The organism is Candidatus Caccoplasma merdavium (assembly GCA_018715595.1).
Taxonomy (GTDB): Bacteria; Bacteroidota; Bacteroidia; order Bacteroidales; family UBA11471; genus Caccoplasma; species Caccoplasma merdavium.
In genome coordinates this window covers 119,586-141,407 of sequence record DVLI01000007.1, presented here as the reverse complement: position 1 = coordinate 141,407, position 21,822 = coordinate 119,586, and the positions used below count along the sequence as shown (strand labels likewise).

The following is a 21,822-nucleotide window of genomic DNA, read 5'->3' as shown; positions in this document are numbered from 1 at the left end:
ATCGGGAAAGCGGGTGCAAAGATAGAGGCTTTTTTATTCCCCTCCAAATCTTTTTGCCACTTTTTTTGAAACTTTTTTCCAACCTTCCCCCTTCCCCCTATCCGTCAGCCATTTACACGCGAAACTTTTTTCGCCTTTTTTCAACCACTCTCTGCTCCCAAGGGCTTTTTGCCCCTCTTTTGCCCCGCACCCGCTTCTTTTTCTTCTCCCCAAAAGGGGTGTTCCTCCCTTCCCTCCCCCTAAAATACGCCGCAAATTGGTCGGATTTCTGAGAAATCCATCAAAAAAATATTGCTCTTGGAGGCGATTCGGGGTAAAAATCGTATCGGAGTGGCCGAAAAATTCCGGAGCGACAGGGTACTTATTTTCGTCCGGAGGTGAAATTTTCGAGAAAAAGCGTGATTTTCGCCCAACGGTGTTTCAAAAAAAGGAAGGACTCGGCTCTAAAAAAAGCGGAGCCGCCAAGAATTTGCAGCTCCGCCCAAGAGAGGGATTCATTTTTCCCCGTTTTCGAGGTACTCGGTGATGTAGCGGGCGACAGACTCCATGAGCCACTTGGGGGTGGAGGTCGCCCCGCAGATTCCTATACTGTCGGGGCCGATGAGCCAACGGGTATCGATTTCGGAAACGTCACTGACCAAATAGGTATTGGGATTTTCCTGGCGGCACTCCTCATAAAGCACCTTGCCGTTTGACGATTTGCGTCCGCAGACAAAGAGCACCAAATCGTGCCGCCGCACGAAATTGCGAATGTTGGGTATGCGGTTGGCCACCTGCCGACAGATGGTGTCGTGATATTCGGGGGGTACATTGCCGTTGCGGCGGGTGATTTCATTGACAACGGTTTGGAGCCCTTCGACCGACTTGGTGGTCTGTGAATAGAGGCGAATTTTCTTGGAGAAGTCGATGCGGTCAAAATCTTCGACCCCTTCTATCACTACGGCATGGCCGTCGGTCTGTCCCACAAGGCCGTTCACCTCGGCATGGCCGCGCTTTCCGTATATGACGATTTGTTCGCTATCGGGATTGCTCTGCTCATAGGATTGCTTGATCTTGCGCTGCAACTGCAACACCACCGGACAAGTGGCATCGATAATCTCGATGCGGTTTTCGCGGGCGATGCGGTAGGTCTCGGGGGGCTCGCCGTGTGCCCTGAGGAGCACTTTCACATCGTGCAGGCGGGCAAAGGTTTCATGGTCGATGGTGATAAGCCCCTTTTCCTGCAATCGGGCCACCTCGCTGTTGTTGTGCACGATGTCGCCCAGGCAATAGAGACGACCGCTCTTGGCCAGTTCTTCCTCGGCTTTGCGTATGGCATTGACCACCCCGAAGCAGAATCCCGAATTTTCATCGATTTCTATGCGTGCCATAACAATTTCATTTGTCGAGACCGACGGCCCGGCGATATGCCCGCAGGAGCCACTCGTCTTGTTGTTGCAGGGTCATCGCCGAATTATCTAGCAACAGGGCATCATCGGCACGACGCAGGGGGTCGACCTCACGGGTCTCATCGATGCGATCGCGTTCCTTGACATTGTGCAGCACCTCTTCATAAGAGACCGTCTGCCCCCTGCCCCGGAGCTCATCGACCCGGCGCTGCGCGCGCACCTCGGGCGATGCCGTCAAGAATATCTTCAACTCGGCATCGGGGAAAACGACGGTTCCGATGTCGCGGCCGTCCATGACAATGCCCTTTTCTTTTCCCATCGCCTGCTGCAAGGCGACCAGTTTACTCCGCACAAAACCGACAGCGGCCACATGGCTCACCTTGGAGGAGACGGCCATGCTGCGAATTTCGCGTTCGACATTACGACCGTTGAGATAGGTCTCGGGACGGCCGGTCCCGGCATTGAGACGGAACGAGATGTCGATATTGTCGATGCGACGACGCAACGCGTCGAGTTGCAACGCATCGCCCTCGAAGAGACCTTCTTCGATGCAATACAATGTGACGGCGCGGTACATGGCACCGCTGTCGATATAGACATATCCTATTTTGCGCGCCAACTCCTTGGCCATGGTGCTTTTACCGCACGAGGCATAGCCGTCGATGGCAATGACAATTTTCTTGGGTGAATCCATTCTTATATTATATATAGATTATCGATGGAGGAATTGCGAGATATCGGCCGTGAGATTGGTCATGAAAGTGAAACCGTTGGCATGGTGCTGGGCCATGGAGACTCCGATGCCAAACATCTTGACGCGTATGCCGGCTCCGGCCGTGAAGCCCGACAAGATGCGACGGCCGGCGGTCGCCATGTCGCTCTTGCGCTTGTAGTCATACCCTATGGCCAGGTAGAAATTGCGGCTGGGTATGTAATCGACGCCAAAGACCAGATGGCGGAAAAGGTTGGAAGCAAAGTTGTCCTTGACTTCGAGCTCTCCGGCATCGTCGACCGTCTCAAAGGGCAGATGCCAACGGGTCAGGTGTTGTGCCGTGAGCGAAAAGCGGAACGGGGCATGCCGGAGGGTCTTGGAAAAGCCGAGCTGTATGTCCCAGGGCATGGCGATATTCTCGGTATCGTATCTCTTCAACTGTCCACCGAGGTTTTTCACCACCAGGGAGAGTGAAAATTCTTTTTCGGCATGGTAATAGTTGATACCCAAATCGACAAACATAGCCAAGGCCGTATAACTCTCATAGGTGGAATAGAGCATCTTGGCATAAATGCCGCCCCGCAACGAGGAGGTGATGTCGTGGGCATACAGGCCGCCGAAGAGAATATCCTTGGGGTTGAATGTCCCGGTTATGGTACCGGCGGCGTCGGTCTGCCGCATCGTCCCGTAACCGGCAAACTGCAATCCGGCCGCCCAAGTACCGTGCGCGCCCGCCGCTTGCGCATACGACACGCCGCCCAGGTTGATGCCGGCCACATAACGCATATAATTGGCCGCCATCTGCATGCTCATTTCCTGCCCCACGAGCGCCGGATTGTGATACATCACGGTGATGTCTTCTTCGACAATGGAGATGTTATTCCCACCCAAGGCATTGATATGCGACGATACCGGCAGATTGAGAACGTCGAACGAACTCTTGCCCTCTTGCGCCACCACGCAACCGAGGGGCAACAGGGCCATTGCCACAGCAAAAATTCGGGCATAAAGGGAGTGGGAACGTGCGTTCATCATGCGGTCAAAGATACACAATCTTTTTGGTATAACGGGAAAATGGCTTCGGAAGTATGAGGAAGGTAATTTTTATAGGTTCTTTTTTTCGTTGACTTTTACCGTTGAATCGGAAAGAAAGATGTACTTTTGGGAAACTGTTTATTCAATCGTATTATACTTATATGCACACACCGGAAGAATTCATCGCCATTGTACAAAAAACGCTCGATGCCGTTGCCTACCCGCCGGCACCGGCCGAACTCTATAACCCCATACGCTACGAACTGGCTTTGGGAGGGAAACGCATACGCCCTGTCCTGACGCTCTTGTCGTGCGAACTTTTCGACGGCGACTACCGCGAGGCCCTCGATGCCGCCGCCGGCATCGAAATCTTCCACAACTTCACCCTGCTGCACGATGACGTGATGGACAAGGCCGACCTGCGCCGCGGGAAACCCACCGTGCATGTGAAGTGGGACGAGAACACGGCCATTCTCTCGGGCGACGCCATGCAAATCCTGGCCTTCATGCAAGTGGTGAAATCGCCTGCACCAAGCCGCAAGGCGGTGTGCGACGTGTTTCTGAAAACCGCCCTCGAAATATGCGAAGGCCAACAATATGACATGGAATTTGAAAGCCGCAGCGATGTGTGCGAGGAGGAATACATCGAGATGATACGGCTGAAAACCGCCGTACTGCTGGGCGGCGCCCTGAAAATCGGCGCCCTCATTGCCGGAGCGACCGACAACGACGCCAAGGCGATATACGACTTCGGCGTGAACTTGGGACTGGCATTCCAATTACGCGACGACTTCCTCGATGTGTATGGTGACGCACGGGTTTTCGGGAAAAATATCGGGGGCGATATTCTCAACAACAAAAAGACCTACATGCTCATCAATGCCCAACGTCTCGCCCAGGGAGCCGATCGCGAAGAACTCGACCGCTGGCTCTCGGCCACAGACTACGACCCGGCCGAGAAGATCGCCGCCGTCACGGCACTCTACAACCGGCTGGGCGTCGACCGGCTCTGCCTCGAAAAAATCGAGCAATACGACACCTTGTCCCTGCAACAGCTCGACTCGCTGAGCGTCCCGGCCGACCGCACGGCTCCGTTGCGTGAACTGGCCGCCCGCCTCATGCAACGCAACTTCTAAACGGGAAGACGATGATTTTCGACACCCACACCCACATCTACCTGCCCGAGTTCGACCCCGACCGCGACGCGGTGGTGCACCGCGCCCTCGCAAACGGCATCGGCCGCCTCATGCTCCCCAATGTCGACCTCGACACCGTCGATGCCCTGCACCGCACCCTCGACGCCTACCCCTCCTTGTGCATCGCCGCCATGGGTCTGCACCCCACCTCGGTGACCGAACATTATTCTGAGGCGCTCGACCGCACGTTCGAGCTTTTCGACCGTTACCCCTATCGTGCCGTGGGAGAGATAGGACTCGACCTGTACTGGGACAAAAGCCATCTGCACGAGCAACTCGACGCACTGGAAGCCCAAGTGCGCCTTGCCACCCAACGGTCATTGCCCGTCATCATTCACTGCCGGGAGGCATTCGAGCCCATCATTTCGCTCCTGGGCCGGCTGTCGCACCTCGGCCTGCGCGGCGTTTTCCACAGTTTCAGCGGCGACATCGATACCCTGTCGCAGATTTTTGCGCTGGGCGACTTCTACATCGGCATCAACGGCACCGTCACGTTCAAGAAAAGCACCCTGCGCGAAGTGCTCCCGGCTATCCCGTCAGACCGACTGCTGCTCGAAACCGACGCCCCCTACCTGGCGCCCGTCCCCTACCGCGGGAAACGCAACGAGCCGGCCTACATCGCCCAAACGGCCGATTTCATCGCCGCCGAATTGCATCGAGACAGGGCCGAAATCGAAGCCGAGACCTATGCCAACGCCTGTCGGTTGTTCGGGCTCAGCGAGCAATAAAAGCGTCAAGAAGGGAATCGGCAGGGAGAATCGTATTAAAATATGTAAAATTCTTTTGCCGTATTCACAAAACAACTACCTTTGTGGCGTCTTAAATGATGGCGATGTAGTGTAGTGGCCTAGCACGTATCCCTCTCACGGATGAGACCCGGGTTCGATTCCCGGCTTCGCTACAAAACCTTACAATTCCGGTTGTAAGGTTTTTTCTTTTTTATAGCCATTCCCCCCAAACAAGAACCGGCACAATCACATGAAACAACCGCTGCAACTGAGAGACAACGAAGGCATCTCGGCATCGCTGCTCTTTACCATGGCTTGCATGGCCGCCATCTCGGTAGCCAACATCTATTACTGCCAGCCCCTCCTCTCGCTCATGGGCAATGACCTGGGCGTCGACGAGTGGAGAGCCAGCCTCATCGCCATGATTACCCAGGTGGGCTATGCCTGCGGGTTGTTTTTTGTCATTCCCTCGGGCGACATGTTCGACCGCAAGAAAATCGTGGCAGGCAGCTTCACCCTGCTGGCAGCCGCCCTGCTCTGCATCGCCGTGTCGGGACATTATCTCCCGGTCATGGCCGCATCGTTTGCCGTGGGCGTCTGCTCGGTCATGCCGCAAATATTTATCCCCATCGCCGCCCAATATTCCCGTCCCGAGAAGAAGGGCGCCAACGTGGGTCTCATCGTCTCGGGACTGCTTACCGGCATCTTGGCTTCGCGGGTGATAAGCGGACTGGTGGGCGAATGGCTCGGCTGGCGCGCCATGTATGCCATTGCCGCCGGCGCAATAATCATCTGCACCTTTGTCGTGTGGCGCATCATGCCGGGCACCGAGCGCAACTACAACGGCACATACCGCCGGTTGATGAATTCGCTCTTCGCCCTTGTCCGCGAGCACCGGCTCTTGCGCATCTGCGCCTTGCGGGCCGCCTTGGCGTTCGGTTCGTTCCTCACGCTTTGGGCCTCTCTCACCTTCCGCATGGAGCAGGCGCCGTTCTATGCCGGCAGCGACGTCGTGGGACTGCTGGGACTGTGCGGCGTGGCCGGCGCCCTGACCGCATCGCTCGTGGGACGGCTGGTCACCCGCTTCGGGGTGCACCGCTTCAACCTGCTCGGTGCCGTCCTCATGCTGAGTGCCTGGGCCATCGCCTACCAATGGGGAGACACCTACGCCGCCATCATCGCCACCATACTCATTCTCGACATCGGCATGCAGTGCATTCAACTGAGTAACCAGACCGTCATCTTCTCCTTGAACCCCAAGGCGTCGAACCGCATCAACACGATTTTTATGACCGCCTACTTCATCGGGGGGTCACTGGGCACGCTCCTCTCGGGCACGGCATGGAGCCTTTGGGGCTGGGGCGGAGTGTCGGCCGTGGGAGGCATCATGGCCTTGCTCTCACTGGGCTTCACGGTATATACAAAAGAATAGCACTCCTTTTCTCTCGCTTGCTCACCCAAAAAGCAAGCATGGGCTTCTCCTCCGGCGAAACAAGCAGCCCCCCTCCAAACAAAAAATCGCACCGACCCTGACGGCCGGTGCGATTTTTTTGTTTTCGGAGTCGCAAAGCGCTCTGCCGGGAGAATCAATTCTTGCGGTTGGGCAATTTCTCGCCGTTGATGGTAACGTTCTTAATTTTGAGACCATCGATGATGTCTTCCTTCAACGCGGCATTTTTATCGACGGTGAGGTCGAGATTCTCAAACGTGAAATCGGAGAGGAAATAATCGTCCGAAGCGTTCACATCGAAGAACACATTGCAATGGAGCTTGATGTTACGCATCGTAACGTTGTTGGAGTAGGAATAGGGGGTATCTTCGCGACCTTGCAAATCGAAGAACTGACGCCAAGGTTTCACATAGAGGAAGCTGCGGGCATCGCCCTCGATGTCTTCGACGAGGATATACTCATACTTCTGCGGCGTATCGGGACGCATCTTCAACCACAGGAGGCGGGAAGCATTGTTGATTTTGATGCGACGCAAAATGATGTTGCGGTCGTGGACCGACTCACTGCCGCAGGTAAGGGCACTGTGGCAGAAACCGTAGACACAGTCCTCGATAATGATGTTGTAGTTACCGCCGTTGTTCTTGTCCTTGTCGGCCCAGGGACCTTTGCCGCCTTTGAGGGCAATGGCATCGTCATTGACCGAGAGGTAGCACCCCTTGACGAGCACATTGGTGCAAACGTCGATGTCTATGGCATCGGAACTGGGCGCCTTCACGGGAGCCGACGGGGCGAAGATGTGCAGGTTGAACAACTTCACGTTCTCGCATTTGTAGAGATGGGTCGTCCAGAAAGGCGAATTGATGAGGCTTACCCCTTCGAGTTGGACGTCCTTGCAGTTGGAGATGTGCACGAGACGGGGACGCAACTCGTCCATGTTGGTGCATTTGGGAATAACCTTGCGGCGAAGCCAGAACGACTTCCAGTAACGCAACCCGTTACCGTTTATCGTGCCTTTGCCCGTGATGGTAAAACCATTCACGCCATCGGCATTGACAAGTGCGGCAAAGTATTTGAGCGACTGCCCCTCGATGCGGGTGTCGATGATGGGGAAGTTGCTGATGTCGTCACTGCCTTTCAACACGCCGCCCTCTTCGAGATGGAGGTGCGTACCGGGCTTGAAGAAGAGAGCTCCGCTAAGGAACGTGCCGCGCGGAATCACCACCACGCCACCCCCTTCGGCTGCGGCTTTGTCGATAACGGCCTGTATGGCCTGGGTCTGAATGAGATTGCTGTCGTTGGCCACCACGCCGTAATCGGTGATGCGATAGGCTTTACCCAGTGAGGCCACATCGACCGGGTCATACTGGTAGAACCAATCGGGTATGGTCGTACCGTCGGGGAATTTCTCTTTTCCGGCAACATTCATGCACAAGAATATCGCCATAAACAAAAACAGATGTTTCATGGTTTTGGAGATTTGTTGATTCATATATACTTTCTTTCTTGTCATGCGGCGCCGGGTTTCTACCCCGACTCATTGCGCGCATATCGGACAAAGATAATAACTTGACCTGCACGCACCAAATTAAATGCCGCAAAATCGAAAAAAAGCACGCCGCCCGTCCCGTTTTGTTTGGGACGGGCAGCGATTCATCAACGATTATCACAGAATCGCAACAAGCACTCGGGCACATCGAGTTGCCGCATGTCGATGGCATCGAGCTGTGCCCGGCCTTTGGCCGAAAGCGAGAAATACATCTGGCGTTTGTCGCTCTCCCCCAAACGTCGCGAGAGCAACCCCTTTTTCTCGGCCGACTTGATGACCTTCGACATATTCGAAGGAGAAAGGTCGAGCGCCCCGGCCAGCTCGCCGCAAGTCATGCTCGACGGGGCATGCGAAAGCGTGCACAGCAACATGCCCTCGTTCAAAGTCAGTCCGAAAGTCTCCTCAAAGAGGTTCTCAAACCGCATGATACACAGGTACAACTCCCTGATGTTGCATAATGTGTCGGTATCCATCTTTTTCACTTTTTAGAGATTGCCTGCATGCCGCACTGGCGGGCACACTTACCGCACGCGATGCACAACGAGGCATCGATACGCGGCAACGAAAAGTCTTCCTGCGAAATGGCTCCGACGGGACACACGGCCAACAACGGGCACCGATGATTTTGCGGACATTTGGCCGCATCGACAACATAAGCCATATCACTCCGCATTTGCGTTCGACAACAAGACATTCTCAATGGCCTCTTTCAAGGCATGTTTGGGCAAAGCACCGGCAGCCATCTGCGGCCCGCCCTGCATGGGGACAAACAAGAGGGTGGGAATGCTGCGTATGCCAAAGACCGCGGCCAGTTCCTGTTCCTGCTCGGTATTCACCTTGTAAATGACGATGCGGCCCTTGTACTCGGCAGCCAGCTCTTCGAGCACCGGAGCGAGCATTTTGCAGGGGGCACACCAGTCGGCATAGAAATCGACGATGGCCGGCTTGTCGCCCAGGTACTTCCACTCGGTGGGATTGTTCTCGTAATCGACCACTTGTTTCAAAAATTCTTCTTTGGTTAAATGTACTACTTCCATTTTCTTATCCTTGTTTAATTGTTTGTTTTCCTTTCCGACGGCGGCATGCCGGCACGACACCAGCAACACGGCCGCAACGACCAACGGCACCAGCTTACTCATGGCACGACCCTCCCCGTCCGCTGCACGGACGAAAACCGTCGACCAGCAGGCCACCCAGGGCTGCCCCCCATAGCGTACTCAGATAGGGCGACGAGGTTATCATACAGGTGCCCGAGGCACAACCCACATACACATTGTAGAGATAGCCGGCTATCCCGCCGAGCAACAGCCCCACCAGGAGGGGCCAGCGCCGTTGTAAAAATCGCTTGATCATCTTCTGCTGTTTTATGCGTGAGACATCTTTCCTTTTCAGGACAAGACAAAGATATAAATTATTTTCCATTAGAATATATTTCCATAAGAATATTATGATTAAATAAGGAGCTTTTACAAAAAATCACACAGAAGATTCCCGGAGCAAATCACGGCAAAAAATTCCGTGCGATTATACCGCACCACGATGCAGTAAGCATCGATTGTTTGGCAACGCATAACCCCAGATGACTCCTACCCGATAATCTCCGGCAAAGAAGATGGAGTAACCCGAGGAAAGGACGGACTACTACATGTCTCACACAACCCCTAAAAACATGTTATCAAATGTAATAAATCAAGAAATCGCGAAACATTTTTGGGGTATCTTTACATTTATAATTATTGTTTCACTTTTTTCCTTGTGTAATGTGTAAATAGAAGAGGCATGACAGAAAAAGAAATTACATCGGGTTCACTATAAAAAATCGAGCCATTCCCGACTTTTATAAAAGCTTCCATCGGGGGGAGGGAAAGCCCCCCCCCCTCTCAATCTTATTTATTATTCACACTCAATTCGAAGTTACAATCACAATCATGACAGAACAAGAGTTGACAAAACATTTAATCGCCAAACAAAAATTTCTATATCACTCGGCCTACCAGCTGACAAAGCAGAGAGACGATGCCTTGGACTTGGCACAAACGGTCATTCTAAAAGCCTTGACGCAGTACGAAAAAATAACCAACACCTCCAATCTCAACGGGTGGTTATACACGATCATGAAAAACGTTTTCCTCAATCAATGCCGCACTTCTCACGAAGTACACCTCACGACAAAGGATTGCGCGGACGAACCCCGGCATGAAATAACCCTTAAAGCAAGCGACTCGGCCGACTCACGCTGCATCATGCAAGACATCACACACGCCATAGGCACTCTCGAAAAAGAATACCGCATACCTTTCGGCCTATATATTGCCGGATATAAATATGAAGAGATTGCCGCAAAAATAGGGATACCTCTGGGTACCGTAAAAAGCCGCATTTTCGTCGCCCGCAAGAAAGCACAAGGTTATCTAAGAGACGAAAAAAACGGCTCGGGAAACACACCCCGAATTATCGTTCAGAAAGCGCGCTCCTCGATTTTCGACAAAAAAGAGGGCTCGAAATAAAAAACGGAAATTCCGCGGAACAGGAAATCGAAGAGAGCCGCAGCGTTTTCAGCCCCTCCTGCTTGATGAGCGGGTGAAGACGACGGTCTACTGCTCCGCCACCGCACGCTGTTTCTTGGTCTTGACGGGAATCTGGTAATAGACCGAGTAGGTGAAGTCGAAACCGCCGCTACGCTTGCCCATGCCGGGGATTATCCACGGGCGGGTGGTGCCATAATCGGCGGCTTTGAGTAGCGCCTTGTAACGCACCGAGAAGCCCATTTTAAGCCCCTTGTAGAGGTGGACCCGTATACCGGCCAACAGTTCGAGCCACTGCGCCCGGGAGTGACAATCGTAAATGGCGGCCTGGTCGCTGGTGCCCCAGTAGCTCGACGTGAGGTCGATACTGGTGATGTCGTAGGAGAACACCGAGAAACCGTAAAGCAAACCGCCGTAGATATAGCCGGGTGCCGTGGAGTTGTAATTGAAATTGTAAAGCACGCCCAAGCGGTTGTAGAGCGTAGGCGACACCTTATAGGTGAAGTTCCCGTCGTCGGGGGTATCATCGGCCCACCCGATGCCGGTTTCCCATATCGGGAAGAAGCGATTGTGGAAACTCACTTCGAGCGAAGCCTGGTAGTTGGCATATTGCTGGCCAAAGAGAGAAACAACGGGCTGGAAAAGGTCGACCCCGACAATCAGGCCGTCGAGCAGGGGATAGCGATAGCGCGAGCCGTCTTCGAGGCGCTGGCTCTTCTTCTCTTGGGCCGCAAGGGGAGTAAGAGAAAACAGCGACAACAACACCGCCACCGCGACCGACAGGAAACGACTACTCGGGCACATAATAATAGAGGAGAACGTTTTCGACATCTTGATTGTTGAACTCTTGCGTCATGAGGCGGGCATCGACAATCTGCCACGTCGTGTAACGGAAATCGTCGATGACATAATTATACATGGCTCCGCACTCGGCCGACTCAAACTCGATATAGGTGTGGTAGACAAACGTGAGCGTGTCTCTCTTGTAACGGGGATTGAGATTGTGCTGGTCGTAGCGAATGACATATTGGGTCGTATCGCGGTCGCTGCGCAGGGTGGCCTGGAAAGAGGAGATGTTGGCCGTGTCGACCAGCAGGGAATCCTTGTACTGCCCCACGCCATAGACCGACACCGAGTCGATAATGACTTTCACCCCCGAGTCGCCATAGGCATAAAAGGCCGCGCTGAAAATACTGGTCTTGCTTTCGAGGCAAGCCTCGGTGTTGCAGGCCGTAGAGAAAAGCAACGGCAGCAGGCAGAGCGAAAGCGCCACAAAGGCCGCTGCACGGCCCATGGCCGCACGAGGGCGAGTATGGAGTCGACGACGCAGGTTAATCATCAATATCTTTTTCAATATTATAATGGTTGCGGCCGGGAGCATTGCGGGAGATGAGTTCGCCCAAGAATCCCGACAGGAAAAGCAGCGTTCCCAATACCATCATGGTGAGGGCGATGAAGAAATAGGGCGAATCGGTCACCAGCCGATAGGGCATGTCGTGCCACAAGGCATAGAGCTTGTAAGCACCCACGGCAGCCGCGGCAATGAAACCGATGACAAACATGAGGCTTCCCAGCAGGCCGAAGAAATGCATGGGTTTCTCGGCGAACTTGGAGAAGAACCACAGGGTCATCAAGTCGAGATAACCATTGACAAAACGGCTCATGCCGAACTTGGTCTTGCCATATTTGCGGGCCTGGTGATGCACCACTTTCTCGCCGATGCGGGAGAAGCCGGCACTCTTGGCCAGGAAAGGAATGTCGCGGTGCATGTCGCCATAGACCTCGATGTGTTTCACCACCTCGTTGCGGTAGGCTTTCAGTCCGCAGTTGAAATCGTGCAGATGTATGCCCGTAATCATGCGCGCCGTAGCGTTGAAGAGCTTGGTGGGGAGTGTCTTGGAAAGCGGGTCGTAGCGTTTCTTCTTCCAGCCCGATACCATGTCATACCCCTCATCGGCAATCATGCTGTAAAGCCCGGGTATCTCGTCGGGGCTATCCTGCAAGTCGGCGTCCATCGTAATGACCACGTCGCCCTGAGCGCGGGTGAAACCGGTGTGCAGAGCCGGCGACTTGCCATAGTTGCGGCGGAACTTCACCCCCTTGATGTGGGGATTTTCCTTTTTGAGCGACTCTATCACGCGCCAAGAATCGTCGGTGCTGCCGTCGTCGACAAAAATCACTTCATAGGTAAACCGGTTCTCGGCCATCACGCGGGTAATCCACGCCGCCAGCTCGGGCAGCGACTCCGCTTCATTATATAAAGGAACAATGACAGAAATATCCATGTTTGTCATCTATTGGTTCTAAAACGGGAATATATGCGAATGAAAAGAGCTACGAATATCGACACAATCGACCCGAGGAACACCTTGGCCCAAATCATCTGGTAGACCATCTCGATAGGCGTGGGATAATATCCCTGCTCATAGCTGGTGCGTACTATATCTACTATTTCCTGCATCTCGGCCGACCGTATCTCCGCGGTATCGAGAATTTGCAGCATGGCTTCGATTTGCGAAGAGATGAAATCGGGCACGATAAAGGTGCAATAGAGATACTCTCCCAATCCACTGATAAGCGATGCAAAAAAGAAGAGGTATATCCCCAGCAGCCAAAGGACGACAAAGCGCGACGAACCATATTCACTGCGCATGAAGTGACTCATGATGAGATACACGACCGCCGGTATGGCTATAATGGAGAATACCGTCAACGTATTGAATATTGCAGCGTAGCGCGACCAGGCCGAGAAGAGGAAGACTATCAACAGATAGACTCCCATATACACGCCATATTGCATGGCATAGAGGGTCAATGGCTTGCGGGGTTGCTCACTCATGGCGTTTTTCTTTGTTGCATCGTACAAAGGTATGATTTTTACCGTAATTGCATCATTTCGTCGCCATAAAAATATACAACCGAGACTTTTGCCAGGAAGCGAGCCATGTGTCAAGGCGCCGCATAAACGAGTATATATGAGCTCATTAACATCGCATCGACTATTTTTTTGAAAAGAATTGCTTGCCGATACAAAAAAAATATCTACTTTTGCGGCGGGTAAGTCCTACACGGCCAGCTCCCTGTCAACCCCCCCAGGGCTTGACCGCAGCAAGGGTAGCAGGTCGTAGCGGCGCGATGTAGATCGCTTACCCACCTGCCGATATAGCTCAGTTGGCCAGAGCACGTGATTTGTAATCTCGGGGTCGAGGGTTCGAATCCCCCTATCGGCTCAAAAGAAGAGCGGTCGATGTCAAGACATCGACCGCTCTTCTTTTATCATTTACCCGGCACTATTATTCGGCCAGCGCGTGAAGTTGGTTGCGCACGGGATAGGCATACATTTCGAGCAGACGTTCGCGCAAGAAAACCTCGTCTTTGGCGGGCACCTCTATCTTGTCGAGCCGACTTTGCAGATATTTGTCAAAGGTAGCTTTCTCCTCGGGGGTATAGTGTTGCGACATGGCGCCGGCGCCCCACAACTCGTCATAGGCGACATAGTTGCCCGGATAGAGCCGATAATGAGCATGAATCGACCGGTCGATGATATGCCCTACGGCCACGGCCAGCTCGGCGCGAGGGGTTGAGGCGGGGATTTTTTCGAGCAACGGATTGATGGGTGCCGAGGCCTCGAAATGGATACGGCCCTTGTACCCGATGATACCCGTCGCCATATTGGCCAAGTCGTCCGAAGGCTGTTTCTTGTAATCGGGGTCGTCACGTTTGAGCTGCATCTCCTTGGCTTTGAGGTAATCGCAGGGGTCATACTCATAAGAGATGGCCACCGGCGCGAGATTCAAGGCGCGAATGTTGGAAAGGAAATCGCCGCCGCCGCTCAACGCGAACATCTTTACCAGGCTCTCCTGGGTGCGGTCGTCGGAGTTTTTGGAACGGCCTTCGCGCTGGGCAATCCACACCGACTGTTTCTTGTCGTGCAAAGCGTGGTGGATATAGGCCGACAAACGGCAGGAGACTTCGAGCATCTGCCGGCGCGGGACACTGCGATTGACGATAAAACTTTTATTCAGTCGCACGAAGTCGACAATCCAGGGATAGATGAGCAGGTTGTCGCCGATGGCTATTTCGCAAGTGTCGAATCCATTAAGATGCAACACGACATTGAGGAACGCCGAGTCGAGCGTAATATCGCGATGGTTGGTGATGTAGGTATAACAGTCTTTTGAGGAAAGGTCGGAAAATCCGGCCGATGTAATGCCGGCCGATGTATTTTGCACCAGTTTTTGCAAGCAAGGCAACGCCAGTTGCATTTGGAAATCATCGACCGTGCGACAAGCCGCCAGTATGCGGAAAAACGCCTCGGTATCGGGCACGATATATGCGACGGCTTTGCGGAAAAGTTCTTCCTGGCACAACCGGGCGGCAGCGGCCGTCACCTCTTCGCCCTCATAGGGACGTATCGCGCTGAAATCAAATGTCTGTTCCATAATCTATCGGGGGTTTGAAAGTCGGAGTTCTGTCATGAGTAAATTAGCGACGGGCCAATTCGGTCTCTATCAGGTCGGTCAGCACGGTGGTCATGTCGAGACCGGCAGCCCGCACCTGTTGGGGTATGAAACTGGTGGCCGTCATACCGGGCGTGGTATTGACTTCGAGCAGATAGGGCACTCCGTCGACAATGATGTAATCGGCCCGGATAATGCCCTTGCAACCTATCAGGTCATATATGCGGGTCGTCAAGGTCTGTATCTCGCGGGTCAATTCGTCCGAAATGCGAGCCGGCGTAATCTCCTCGACACGCGAAGCCGTGTATTTGGCCTCGTAATCGAAAAATTCGTTTTTGCTCACCACTTCGGTGATGGGAAGCGCGGTCATACCCGCCTGTGTCTTGTAACAGCCACACGACACCTCGGTACCGGCGAGAAACGACTCGGCAAGCACCGCGCCGTCGTCTTCGGCTCGCGCGGCCGCTATGGCGGGCAATATCTCGTCGACGGCCTTCACTTTTGTCGTTCCAAAGCTCGACCCGCCTTGGTTGGGCTTGATAAAACAGGGAAATCCCACCGCCTCGGCGATTGATTGGGGGTCGACCTCTTCTCCGGCGTCGATGCGCACGGCCTTGGCGACATGGAACCCGAGTTGCGAGAGATAGCGGTTGCAGGCAAACTTGTTGAACGTGAGAGCCGCCGCAAAGACATCACAGCAGGAATAGGGAATGCCCAACATGTCGAAATATCCCTGCAAAATACCGTTTTCGCCGGGGTTGCCATGTATGGTGATGTAGGCCAGGTCGAAGGAGATTTTTTCTCCGTCCTTGACAAAGGAGAAGTCGCTGCGGTCGATGTCGATACTTTCGGCGCCCTCCATCTCGACCGTCCAACGGTCAGGCTCTATGTCGACCAAATAGATGGCATACCGCCGGGCATCGAGAAACGAAGCGATACCCTGCGCACTGCGACGAGAAACTACATTCTCGGAAGAATAGCCGCCGAAAACGACGGCGATATTACGTTTTTTCATTGTTTCAATGCTGAATTTTCACACACTATATAAGAGGGTAATTACTGGTTCATTCCATCGTCTCGCGGCCAGACACATAGGTGCGCCAGCGCTCGATGAGCGCCGTCATGTCGGCCGGCAACTCCGAATCGAAGAAAAGAGGCTTTCCGGTCGTGGGGTGCACAAAGCCCAAGGTCTTGGCATGCAACGCCTGACGGGGACACACTTCGAAACAGTTGTGCACAAACTGCCTGTACTTGGCAAAGGTCGTTCCTTTGAGCACCTCGTTTCCGCCATAACGGGCATCGTTGAAGAGGGTGTGGCCGATGTGTTTCATGTGCACCCTAATCTGGTGGGTACGCCCGGTTTCGAGCCGGCACTCGACCAGTGTGACATAACCCAGGCGTTCGAGCACGGTATAGTGGGTCACGGCAGGTTTCCCTTGCGAACCGTCGGGAAAGACGGTCATCTGCAAGCGGTCCTTGGGATTGCGGCCGATGTTTCCTTCGATGCGGCCACCGGGTTCTTCGATGCGGCCCCACACCAAAGCCACATACTTGCGCTGGGTGGTCTTCTCGAAGAATTGTTTGCCGAGGGAGGTCTTGGCCTCGGGAGTCTTGGCGATGACCAACAGTCCCGAGGTGTCTTTGTCGATGCGATGCACCAAGCCGAGCCGCGGGTCGGTAACGTCGAAGTCGGGGTCGTCCTTGAAGCGGTAGGCCAACGCATTGAGGAGAGTTCCCGTGTAATTTCCGTGGCCGGGGTGCACGACAAGGCCGGCGGGCTTGTTCACCACCAGCACGTCACGGTCTTCATACACGACATCGAGGGGAATGTTTTCGGGAAGGATTTCGTTTTCATAAGGAGGCCGGTCCATGACGATGGAGACGACATCGAGGGGCTTGACCCGGTAGTTCGATTTTACCGGTTTACCGTTGACCAGAATGCAACCGGCCTCGGCGGCTTGCTGTATGCGGTTGCGGGAGACATTGCCCGTGCGGGCCACGAGGAACTTGTCGATGCGCAACAACTCCTGCCCCTTGTCGGCGACAAACTTGTAATGCTCATACATTTGCCGGGAATCCCCGTCGTCGAGCTCTATATCTTCATCGTATCTGATCTCGTCTTCCATTTCGGAACGAGTTAAAGCGGGGGTAACAACGAGGGAACCTGAGAGAGCGAATCGACCCTCAGCGAATCGGCCGCCAGGGAGTCTTTCGGTGCAATCATCTTGCGAGTGGGTGCATATATGCCATTGCCCACCGAGAAGGTGATGCGAGCCGTCACGGGCAACCGGTCACCGGCCTCGACGGGACGCCCGTCGGCCATGACGTTCAAGACCAAATCCTTATACTCGGAGTTCCAATAGATAATCTGCGGAGCGGCCATTCCCAAGCCTTTGACAATGGCTTCGGCCTGACGGTAGGAGAGATTTTTCAACTCGGGTATCGTCACTTTGCGGGGACTGAGGGCATTGATGGTGAGGTAGACCGTGCGACCGCTCTTCACCGTACTTCCCGCCCGGGGCACCTGGTCGAGCACAAGACCTTTATCGACCCCGTCGATATACATCGAGTCGATGACCATCGAATGCATGCCGCCCTCGGCCAACGCCACATCGGCATCGAGATAATAGAGGCCACATACATCGGGCACCTCGACAGCATCACCGTGACGGGTGTACCGCCCGAGCCAAAAGAAAAGAGCCACGACAGCCACGACAGCGACCGCCAACATGATGAGGATATGTAATCCGAGCGACAAAAAACGAATACGCACTTTCACAGGGAGTTGTTTTTTTCGAAGAATTGCTGCAAAGATAACATATTTTCAAAGGAATAAAGGGCAACAGGAGTTTTATTTTAGTGAAGAATTTCCTAAAAAGTATTTTTTATAAAAAAAGGAGAGCTGCGGCTTTTTTCATGTAACAGAAGTGATTATCTTTGCCTTGTATTGTCTCTTCCCCCGAGCCATACACGCCTTAAAAATTCCGCAAGCCCCTACGGACGAAGTCTCCGGGAAGATTCACCTGCATCTCAAAACAAGAAAGAATGAAAAAACAGGTTTCTGTCATTTGGCTTATTATCAGTGCCGTACTGATAATACTTATCGGTGCGCTCCTGACCTATGTCTACTTACAACGCTCGGAAATGAAGAACTTCAAGGAGCAGGTGAACATCGAAAAGGAACGGGCCAAACTCGAAGAAGAATATACCGCCATCTTCGACGAATACAGGCAATACGAAAACAATCCCGTGTGGCTCCGCAACGACTCGCTCATATTGAGGCTCGACCGCGAAAAGGCCCGCGTGCAGCGGCTGCTCGAAGAGCTACGCAACCGCAAGAACATCGACGCCATCACCATCGACTCCCTGCAAGAGGTGTTGCACGACCTGCGCAGCAACATCAAAACATACCAGGCAGCCATCGACTCCCTCAACCGGGAAAACCGCCAGCTGCAAGCCGAGAAAAACGACGCCCTGCAACGCTACCGCAAAGCATCGGACGAAGCCTCGAAACTGCAAAAAGACAACCATGAGCTCAACGAAAAGGTATCGCAGGCTTCCCGCCTCGAAGCCATCGACATCGACATACAACCGCTCAACAAGCGCGGCCGCAAAACCGGCGACAAAGACAAAGTGTCGCGGCTGAGGATAAATTTTGCCATCGCCCGCAATATCATGGCCGCGACAGGCGAAAAGAAAATCTATGTGTGCATCGTAAAGCCCGACGGCTCGACCTTGGTCAAAGACCGCAGCAACACATTCACCCTCGACGGCAAAGAGTGTTATTATTCCTTGCAACAAATCATCGATTACACGGGTAACAACGAAAAAATGTATTTCAACTGGAAAGTCGAAGAATATCTGACCGCGGGTCGTTATGATGTAATCATCTATGCCGACACACAACTCATCGGGAGCCAACCGTTCGAGCTCAATGATTGATCAATTTTCACCAAACATCGGAAATTCCAACCCCCAAACACGACACCCAGGGGGTGACGGTTTGTTGTTCAATTTATCGCATAGTATTTTCTTTTGAGGACAAATCTGTAAAAATTTCTGAAATTAGTCGAAATTCGAGGCTAAAATCTGAATGAAAATCACATGCAAATACCTTATATTTGCCTACACGATAAGGTATAAGAGCCTTCACTCAGGAATATTTCATAAAAAACATTCGACAAAAGAGAGCGTCCAAAGCCCCGAAATATTCCTGTTTCGTCAAACAAACAGACCCATAAAATTGTATATAAAAAGACATATCAATATTATTCCGGAACAATGAAAAAACGTATCGTCATAGGAATTCTCGGTCTGCTCATCAGTCTGTCGGCACAACCGCAGCAACCGCTGACCCTTGACTCCTGCCGGCAGATGGCCTTGCACAACAACAAGCAATTGCGTATCGCCGAAGCTAAAATCAATGCAGCCCGCTACAACCGCAAAGCGGCTTTCTCGGCTTACCTGCCCGCTATTGACGCAAGCGGCGGATACATCTACAACTCGCGAGAAATATCCTTGCTCAACGACAACCTCAAAAGCACATTGCCCCAAATGGGTACCGCCCTGCAACAATCCCTAGCTGCGGTCATGGCAACCAACCCCGCCTTGGGACAATTACTGGCTTCCCTCGGGAACATCGACCTGGCCACACCGCTCAACAACATCGGGCAGCAGATTGTCGACGAGTTCCGCACCGACACCCGCAACATGTGGGTAGGAAACATCTCCCTCACACAGCCGCTCTATCTGGGAGGCAAGTTGCGAGCCTACAACAAGATCACCCGATATGCCGAAGAACTGGCACAGAGCCAACAAAGCACCGCCGCACAAGAAATTGTCTATCAGGTCGACGAACTCTATTGGCAGGTCGTCTCGCTCACCCATAAAAAACGTTTGGCCGAAAGCTACGCCGCCCTCCTCGACTCGCTCCAATACAACGTGCAGGCCATGATCGACGAGGGGGTCGCCACCCAATCCGACGGATTGACCGTCGCCGTCAAATCCAACGAAGCTCAAATCTCCCTCACCCAAGTCGACAACGGATTGAGCCTGGCCAAAATGGTCCTCGCCCAAATGTGCGGCATGCCCATCGACCAAGAATTTTCACTGGCCGATGAAACAATGGAACCGGAGACACCTTCGGCCCAGTTGCATACCCCGTTGCCCGACATGGAAAGCGTCTATGCCAACCGCAGCGAGATACAAAGCCTCACACTGGCGGGGAAAATCTTCCGGAGCAAACAAAAAATAGCCCTGTCGGGCATGCTGCCCACCGTTGCGCTCACGGGCAATTACATGATTTCCAACCCCAACCTCTTCAACGGTTTTGAAAAAGAGTTCAAAGGCTTCTTCAACGTCGGCGTACTGGTGCGCATTCCCCTGCTCCACTGGGGCGACAACGTCTACAAATACCGCGCCGCCAAGTCGGAAAGCCTCATCACCCAACTCGAACTCGACGAGGCCAAAGAAAAAATCGAATTGCAGGTAAATCAAGCCACTTTCAAAATCGACGAGGCCGGCAAACGCACCGGCATGACAGAGAAAAACCTCGCAAAAGCCGATGAAAACCTGCGCAACGCTCAAATCGGTTTTGAAGAAGGTGTACTCACCACCGACAATGTGCTCGAAGCCCAAACCGCCTGGTTGAAGGCCCGCTCGGAATATATCGACGCCCAGATAGAACTCCGGCTGTGCAAAGTCTACCTGGCCAAAGCCCTGGGCGAAATGAAATACTAACCTTCACGGAAAAACAAAAAAACGACATACAATGGACACCCCCAAAAGAGACAAAGAAAAAGGCTTAACCATAGGATTGGTTGCCGTCATCATCGTCATCATCATTTTAGCCCTTATCGGATTTTTCCTGCTCGAACCGAAAAGCGAAACCATACAGGGACAAGCCGAAGCCACCCAGGTACGCATCTCGGGAAAACTCCCGGGACGCATCGCCGAATACTGGGTCGAAGAAGGACAACAGGTACACAGCGGAGACACGCTGGTGCGCATCTCTTCGCCCGACGCAGAAGCCAAACTCCGGCAAGCCACGGCCATGGAAAATGTTTATAAGGCAACCAACGAAAAAGTGGACAAAGGCGCCCGCAGCGAAGTCATACAATCGGCCTATGACATGTGGCAACAGGCTTTGGCAGGACTCGAAATAGCCCAGAAATCATTCAACCGCATGGAAGCCCTTTATCTCAAAGGGGTCGTCTCGGCACAGAAACGCGATGAAGCCGAAGCGCAATACAAAGCCATGGTCGCCACCGAAAGCGCGGCCCGCTCACAATATGAGATGGTGCGCACAGGCGCCCAAGTCGAAGACAAAGAAGCCGCTGCCGCCATGGTAACCGCCGCACAAGGCGGCGTGGAACAGGTGAAATCGGTCCTCGCCGACTCTTACCTCACCGCACCCGTCGACGGTGAAATATCGGAGATATTCCCCCATGTGAGCGAATTGGTAGGTACCGGCGCCCCAATCATGAACGTGCTGCAACTCGACGACATGTGGGTGACCTTCAACGTGCGGGAGGAGTTGTTGCAATACTTCACCATGGGGAAAGAGATTACGGCCCAGATTCCGGCACTCGGAGACAGAACCGTCACCCTCAAAATCTACTATATCAAAGACATGGGCTCCTATGCCGTGTGGCGTGCCACCAAAGCAACGGGAGGATATGATGCCCGCACGTTCCAAATCAAGGCCCGGCCCACCCAACCGGTCGAGAATTTGCGGCCGGGCATGTCGGTCCTGGTAAAAAAACCGCTCGATTAAACACTTC

Annotated in this window: 23 protein-coding genes and 2 tRNA genes; 9 read left to right on the top strand and 16 right to left on the bottom strand. The window is 53.4% G+C overall.

Features of this window, described 5'->3' with window-relative positions:
- Nucleotides 1-494: 494 nt before the first annotated feature.
- From IAD09_02250 to porQ, 3 genes are read right to left on the bottom strand one after another with little or no spacing between them, the layout of a single operon-like run.
- Entirely contained in the window at nucleotides 495-1,370 is an 876-nt protein-coding gene (locus IAD09_02250; GenBank protein ID HIT81052.1) for a 4-hydroxy-3-methylbut-2-enyl diphosphate reductase, read from the bottom strand.
- Nucleotides 1,371-1,377: 7 nt separating this feature from the next.
- Nucleotides 1,378-2,082 carry a (d)CMP kinase gene (locus IAD09_02245; GenBank protein ID HIT81051.1) on the bottom strand — a complete coding sequence of 235 codons (705 nt, stop codon included), beginning with the start codon at nucleotides 2,080-2,082 and terminating at the stop codon, nucleotides 1,378-1,380.
- Nucleotides 2,083-2,100: 18 nt separating this feature from the next.
- Nucleotides 2,101-3,084: a type IX secretion system protein PorQ gene (gene porQ / locus IAD09_02240; GenBank protein HIT81050.1), complete on the bottom strand. Its 984-nt coding sequence runs from the start codon at nucleotides 3,082-3,084 to the stop codon at nucleotides 2,101-2,103.
- Nucleotides 3,085-3,296: 212 nt separating this feature from the next.
- On the opposite strand from porQ, the gene IAD09_02235 reads away from it, so the two are divergent.
- The 4 genes from IAD09_02235 to IAD09_02220 all read left to right on the top strand — a co-directional run bounded on the left by IAD09_02235 (nucleotide 3,297) and on the right by IAD09_02220 (nucleotide 6,491).
- Nucleotides 3,297-4,271 carry a polyprenyl synthetase family protein gene (locus IAD09_02235; GenBank protein ID HIT81049.1) on the top strand — a complete coding sequence of 325 codons (975 nt, stop codon included), beginning with the start codon at nucleotides 3,297-3,299 and terminating at the stop codon, nucleotides 4,269-4,271.
- A 14-nt stretch (nucleotides 4,272-4,285) separates the two neighbouring features.
- Nucleotides 4,286-5,059 (top strand): TatD family hydrolase, encoded by a 774-nt coding sequence (locus IAD09_02230; GenBank protein ID HIT81048.1) that lies wholly within the window; start codon nucleotides 4,286-4,288, stop codon nucleotides 5,057-5,059.
- A gap of 100 nt (nucleotides 5,060-5,159) precedes the next feature.
- Nucleotides 5,160-5,232: transfer RNA gene (locus tag IAD09_02225), tRNA-Glu, on the top strand.
- A gap of 77 nt (nucleotides 5,233-5,309) precedes the next feature.
- Nucleotides 5,310-6,491, top strand: coding sequence for an MFS transporter (locus tag IAD09_02220; GenBank protein HIT81047.1), 1,182 nt, complete (start codon nucleotides 5,310-5,312; stop codon nucleotides 6,489-6,491).
- 154 nt (nucleotides 6,492-6,645) lie between these two features.
- Here the strand turns inward: IAD09_02220 and IAD09_02215 are convergent, their stop codons facing one another.
- The 5 genes from IAD09_02215 to IAD09_02195 form a co-directional block, all read right to left on the bottom strand.
- Nucleotides 6,646-7,974: an exopolygalacturonase gene (locus tag IAD09_02215; GenBank protein HIT81046.1), complete on the bottom strand. Its 1,329-nt coding sequence runs from the start codon at nucleotides 7,972-7,974 to the stop codon at nucleotides 6,646-6,648.
- 188 nt (nucleotides 7,975-8,162) lie between these two features.
- Nucleotides 8,163-8,528, bottom strand: coding sequence for a MarR family transcriptional regulator (locus tag IAD09_02210; protein ID HIT81045.1), 366 nt, complete (start codon nucleotides 8,526-8,528; stop codon nucleotides 8,163-8,165).
- 5 nt (nucleotides 8,529-8,533) lie between these two features.
- On the bottom strand, nucleotides 8,534-8,716 hold the full coding sequence (locus tag IAD09_02205) for a 4Fe-4S binding protein (GenBank protein HIT81044.1): 183 nt from the start codon (nucleotides 8,714-8,716) through the stop codon (nucleotides 8,534-8,536).
- A 1-nt stretch (nucleotide 8,717) separates the two neighbouring features.
- Complete coding sequence (gene trxA / locus IAD09_02200) at nucleotides 8,718-9,194, bottom strand: thioredoxin (protein ID HIT81043.1); 477 nt, start codon at nucleotides 9,192-9,194, stop codon at nucleotides 8,718-8,720.
- Entirely contained in the window at nucleotides 9,187-9,408 is a 222-nt protein-coding gene (locus tag IAD09_02195; GenBank protein ID HIT81042.1) for a hypothetical protein, read from the bottom strand. The genes trxA and IAD09_02195 overlap by 8 nt, the downstream gene beginning before the upstream one ends.
- Before the next feature lie 575 nt (nucleotides 9,409-9,983).
- Here IAD09_02195 and IAD09_02190 point away from each other — a divergent pair.
- Nucleotides 9,984-10,562: an RNA polymerase sigma factor gene (locus tag IAD09_02190; GenBank protein HIT81041.1), complete on the top strand. Its 579-nt coding sequence runs from the start codon at nucleotides 9,984-9,986 to the stop codon at nucleotides 10,560-10,562.
- An 87-nt stretch (nucleotides 10,563-10,649) separates the two neighbouring features.
- Here the strand turns inward: IAD09_02190 and IAD09_02185 are convergent, their stop codons facing one another.
- From IAD09_02185 to IAD09_02170, 4 genes are read right to left on the bottom strand one after another with little or no spacing between them, the layout of a single operon-like run.
- On the bottom strand, nucleotides 10,650-11,384 hold the full coding sequence (locus IAD09_02185) for a hypothetical protein (protein HIT81040.1): 735 nt from the start codon (nucleotides 11,382-11,384) through the stop codon (nucleotides 10,650-10,652).
- Nucleotides 11,371-11,919 (bottom strand): hypothetical protein, encoded by a 549-nt coding sequence (locus IAD09_02180; GenBank protein ID HIT81039.1) that lies wholly within the window; start codon nucleotides 11,917-11,919, stop codon nucleotides 11,371-11,373. Before IAD09_02180 ends, IAD09_02185 begins: the two co-directional genes overlap by 14 nt.
- Nucleotides 11,912-12,865 (bottom strand): glycosyltransferase family 2 protein, encoded by a 954-nt coding sequence (locus IAD09_02175; GenBank protein ID HIT81038.1) that lies wholly within the window; start codon nucleotides 12,863-12,865, stop codon nucleotides 11,912-11,914. Before IAD09_02175 ends, IAD09_02180 begins: the two co-directional genes overlap by 8 nt.
- Before the next feature lie 5 nt (nucleotides 12,866-12,870).
- Nucleotides 12,871-13,419 (bottom strand): DUF4199 domain-containing protein, encoded by a 549-nt coding sequence (locus tag IAD09_02170; protein HIT81037.1) that lies wholly within the window; start codon nucleotides 13,417-13,419, stop codon nucleotides 12,871-12,873.
- A gap of 317 nt (nucleotides 13,420-13,736) precedes the next feature.
- Between IAD09_02170 and IAD09_02165 the strand changes: the two genes are divergently transcribed.
- Nucleotides 13,737-13,810: transfer RNA gene (locus IAD09_02165), tRNA-Thr, on the top strand.
- Nucleotides 13,811-13,873: 63 nt separating this feature from the next.
- Here IAD09_02165 and IAD09_02160 read toward each other — a convergent pair.
- Genes IAD09_02160 through IAD09_02145 form a run of 4 tightly spaced genes read right to left on the bottom strand, consistent with a single transcriptional unit; the run spans nucleotide 13,874 to nucleotide 17,819 of the window.
- Nucleotides 13,874-15,022 carry an acyltransferase gene (locus tag IAD09_02160; protein ID HIT81036.1) on the bottom strand — a complete coding sequence of 383 codons (1,149 nt, stop codon included), beginning with the start codon at nucleotides 15,020-15,022 and terminating at the stop codon, nucleotides 13,874-13,876.
- A gap of 43 nt (nucleotides 15,023-15,065) precedes the next feature.
- Complete coding sequence (locus IAD09_02155; protein HIT81035.1) at nucleotides 15,066-16,055, bottom strand: D-alanine--D-alanine ligase; 990 nt, start codon at nucleotides 16,053-16,055, stop codon at nucleotides 15,066-15,068.
- A 49-nt stretch (nucleotides 16,056-16,104) separates the two neighbouring features.
- Nucleotides 16,105-17,166: an RluA family pseudouridine synthase gene (locus tag IAD09_02150; GenBank protein HIT81034.1), complete on the bottom strand. Its 1,062-nt coding sequence runs from the start codon at nucleotides 17,164-17,166 to the stop codon at nucleotides 16,105-16,107.
- Nucleotides 17,167-17,177: 11 nt separating this feature from the next.
- Nucleotides 17,178-17,819 (bottom strand): PASTA domain-containing protein, encoded by a 642-nt coding sequence (locus tag IAD09_02145; GenBank protein HIT81033.1) that lies wholly within the window; start codon nucleotides 17,817-17,819, stop codon nucleotides 17,178-17,180.
- Nucleotides 17,820-18,085: 266 nt separating this feature from the next.
- On the opposite strand from IAD09_02145, the gene IAD09_02140 reads away from it, so the two are divergent.
- The 3 genes from IAD09_02140 to IAD09_02130 all read left to right on the top strand — a co-directional run bounded on the left by IAD09_02140 (nucleotide 18,086) and on the right by IAD09_02130 (nucleotide 21,815).
- Nucleotides 18,086-18,982, top strand: coding sequence for a hypothetical protein (locus tag IAD09_02140; GenBank protein HIT81032.1), 897 nt, complete (start codon nucleotides 18,086-18,088; stop codon nucleotides 18,980-18,982).
- 339 nt (nucleotides 18,983-19,321) lie between these two features.
- Nucleotides 19,322-20,779: a TolC family protein gene (locus IAD09_02135; protein HIT81031.1), complete on the top strand. Its 1,458-nt coding sequence runs from the start codon at nucleotides 19,322-19,324 to the stop codon at nucleotides 20,777-20,779.
- A 31-nt stretch (nucleotides 20,780-20,810) separates the two neighbouring features.
- Nucleotides 20,811-21,815, top strand: a complete 1,005-nt coding sequence (locus tag IAD09_02130) for an efflux RND transporter periplasmic adaptor subunit (GenBank protein HIT81030.1) — start codon at nucleotides 20,811-20,813, stop codon at nucleotides 21,813-21,815.
- Nucleotides 21,816-21,822: the final 7 nt, after the last annotated feature.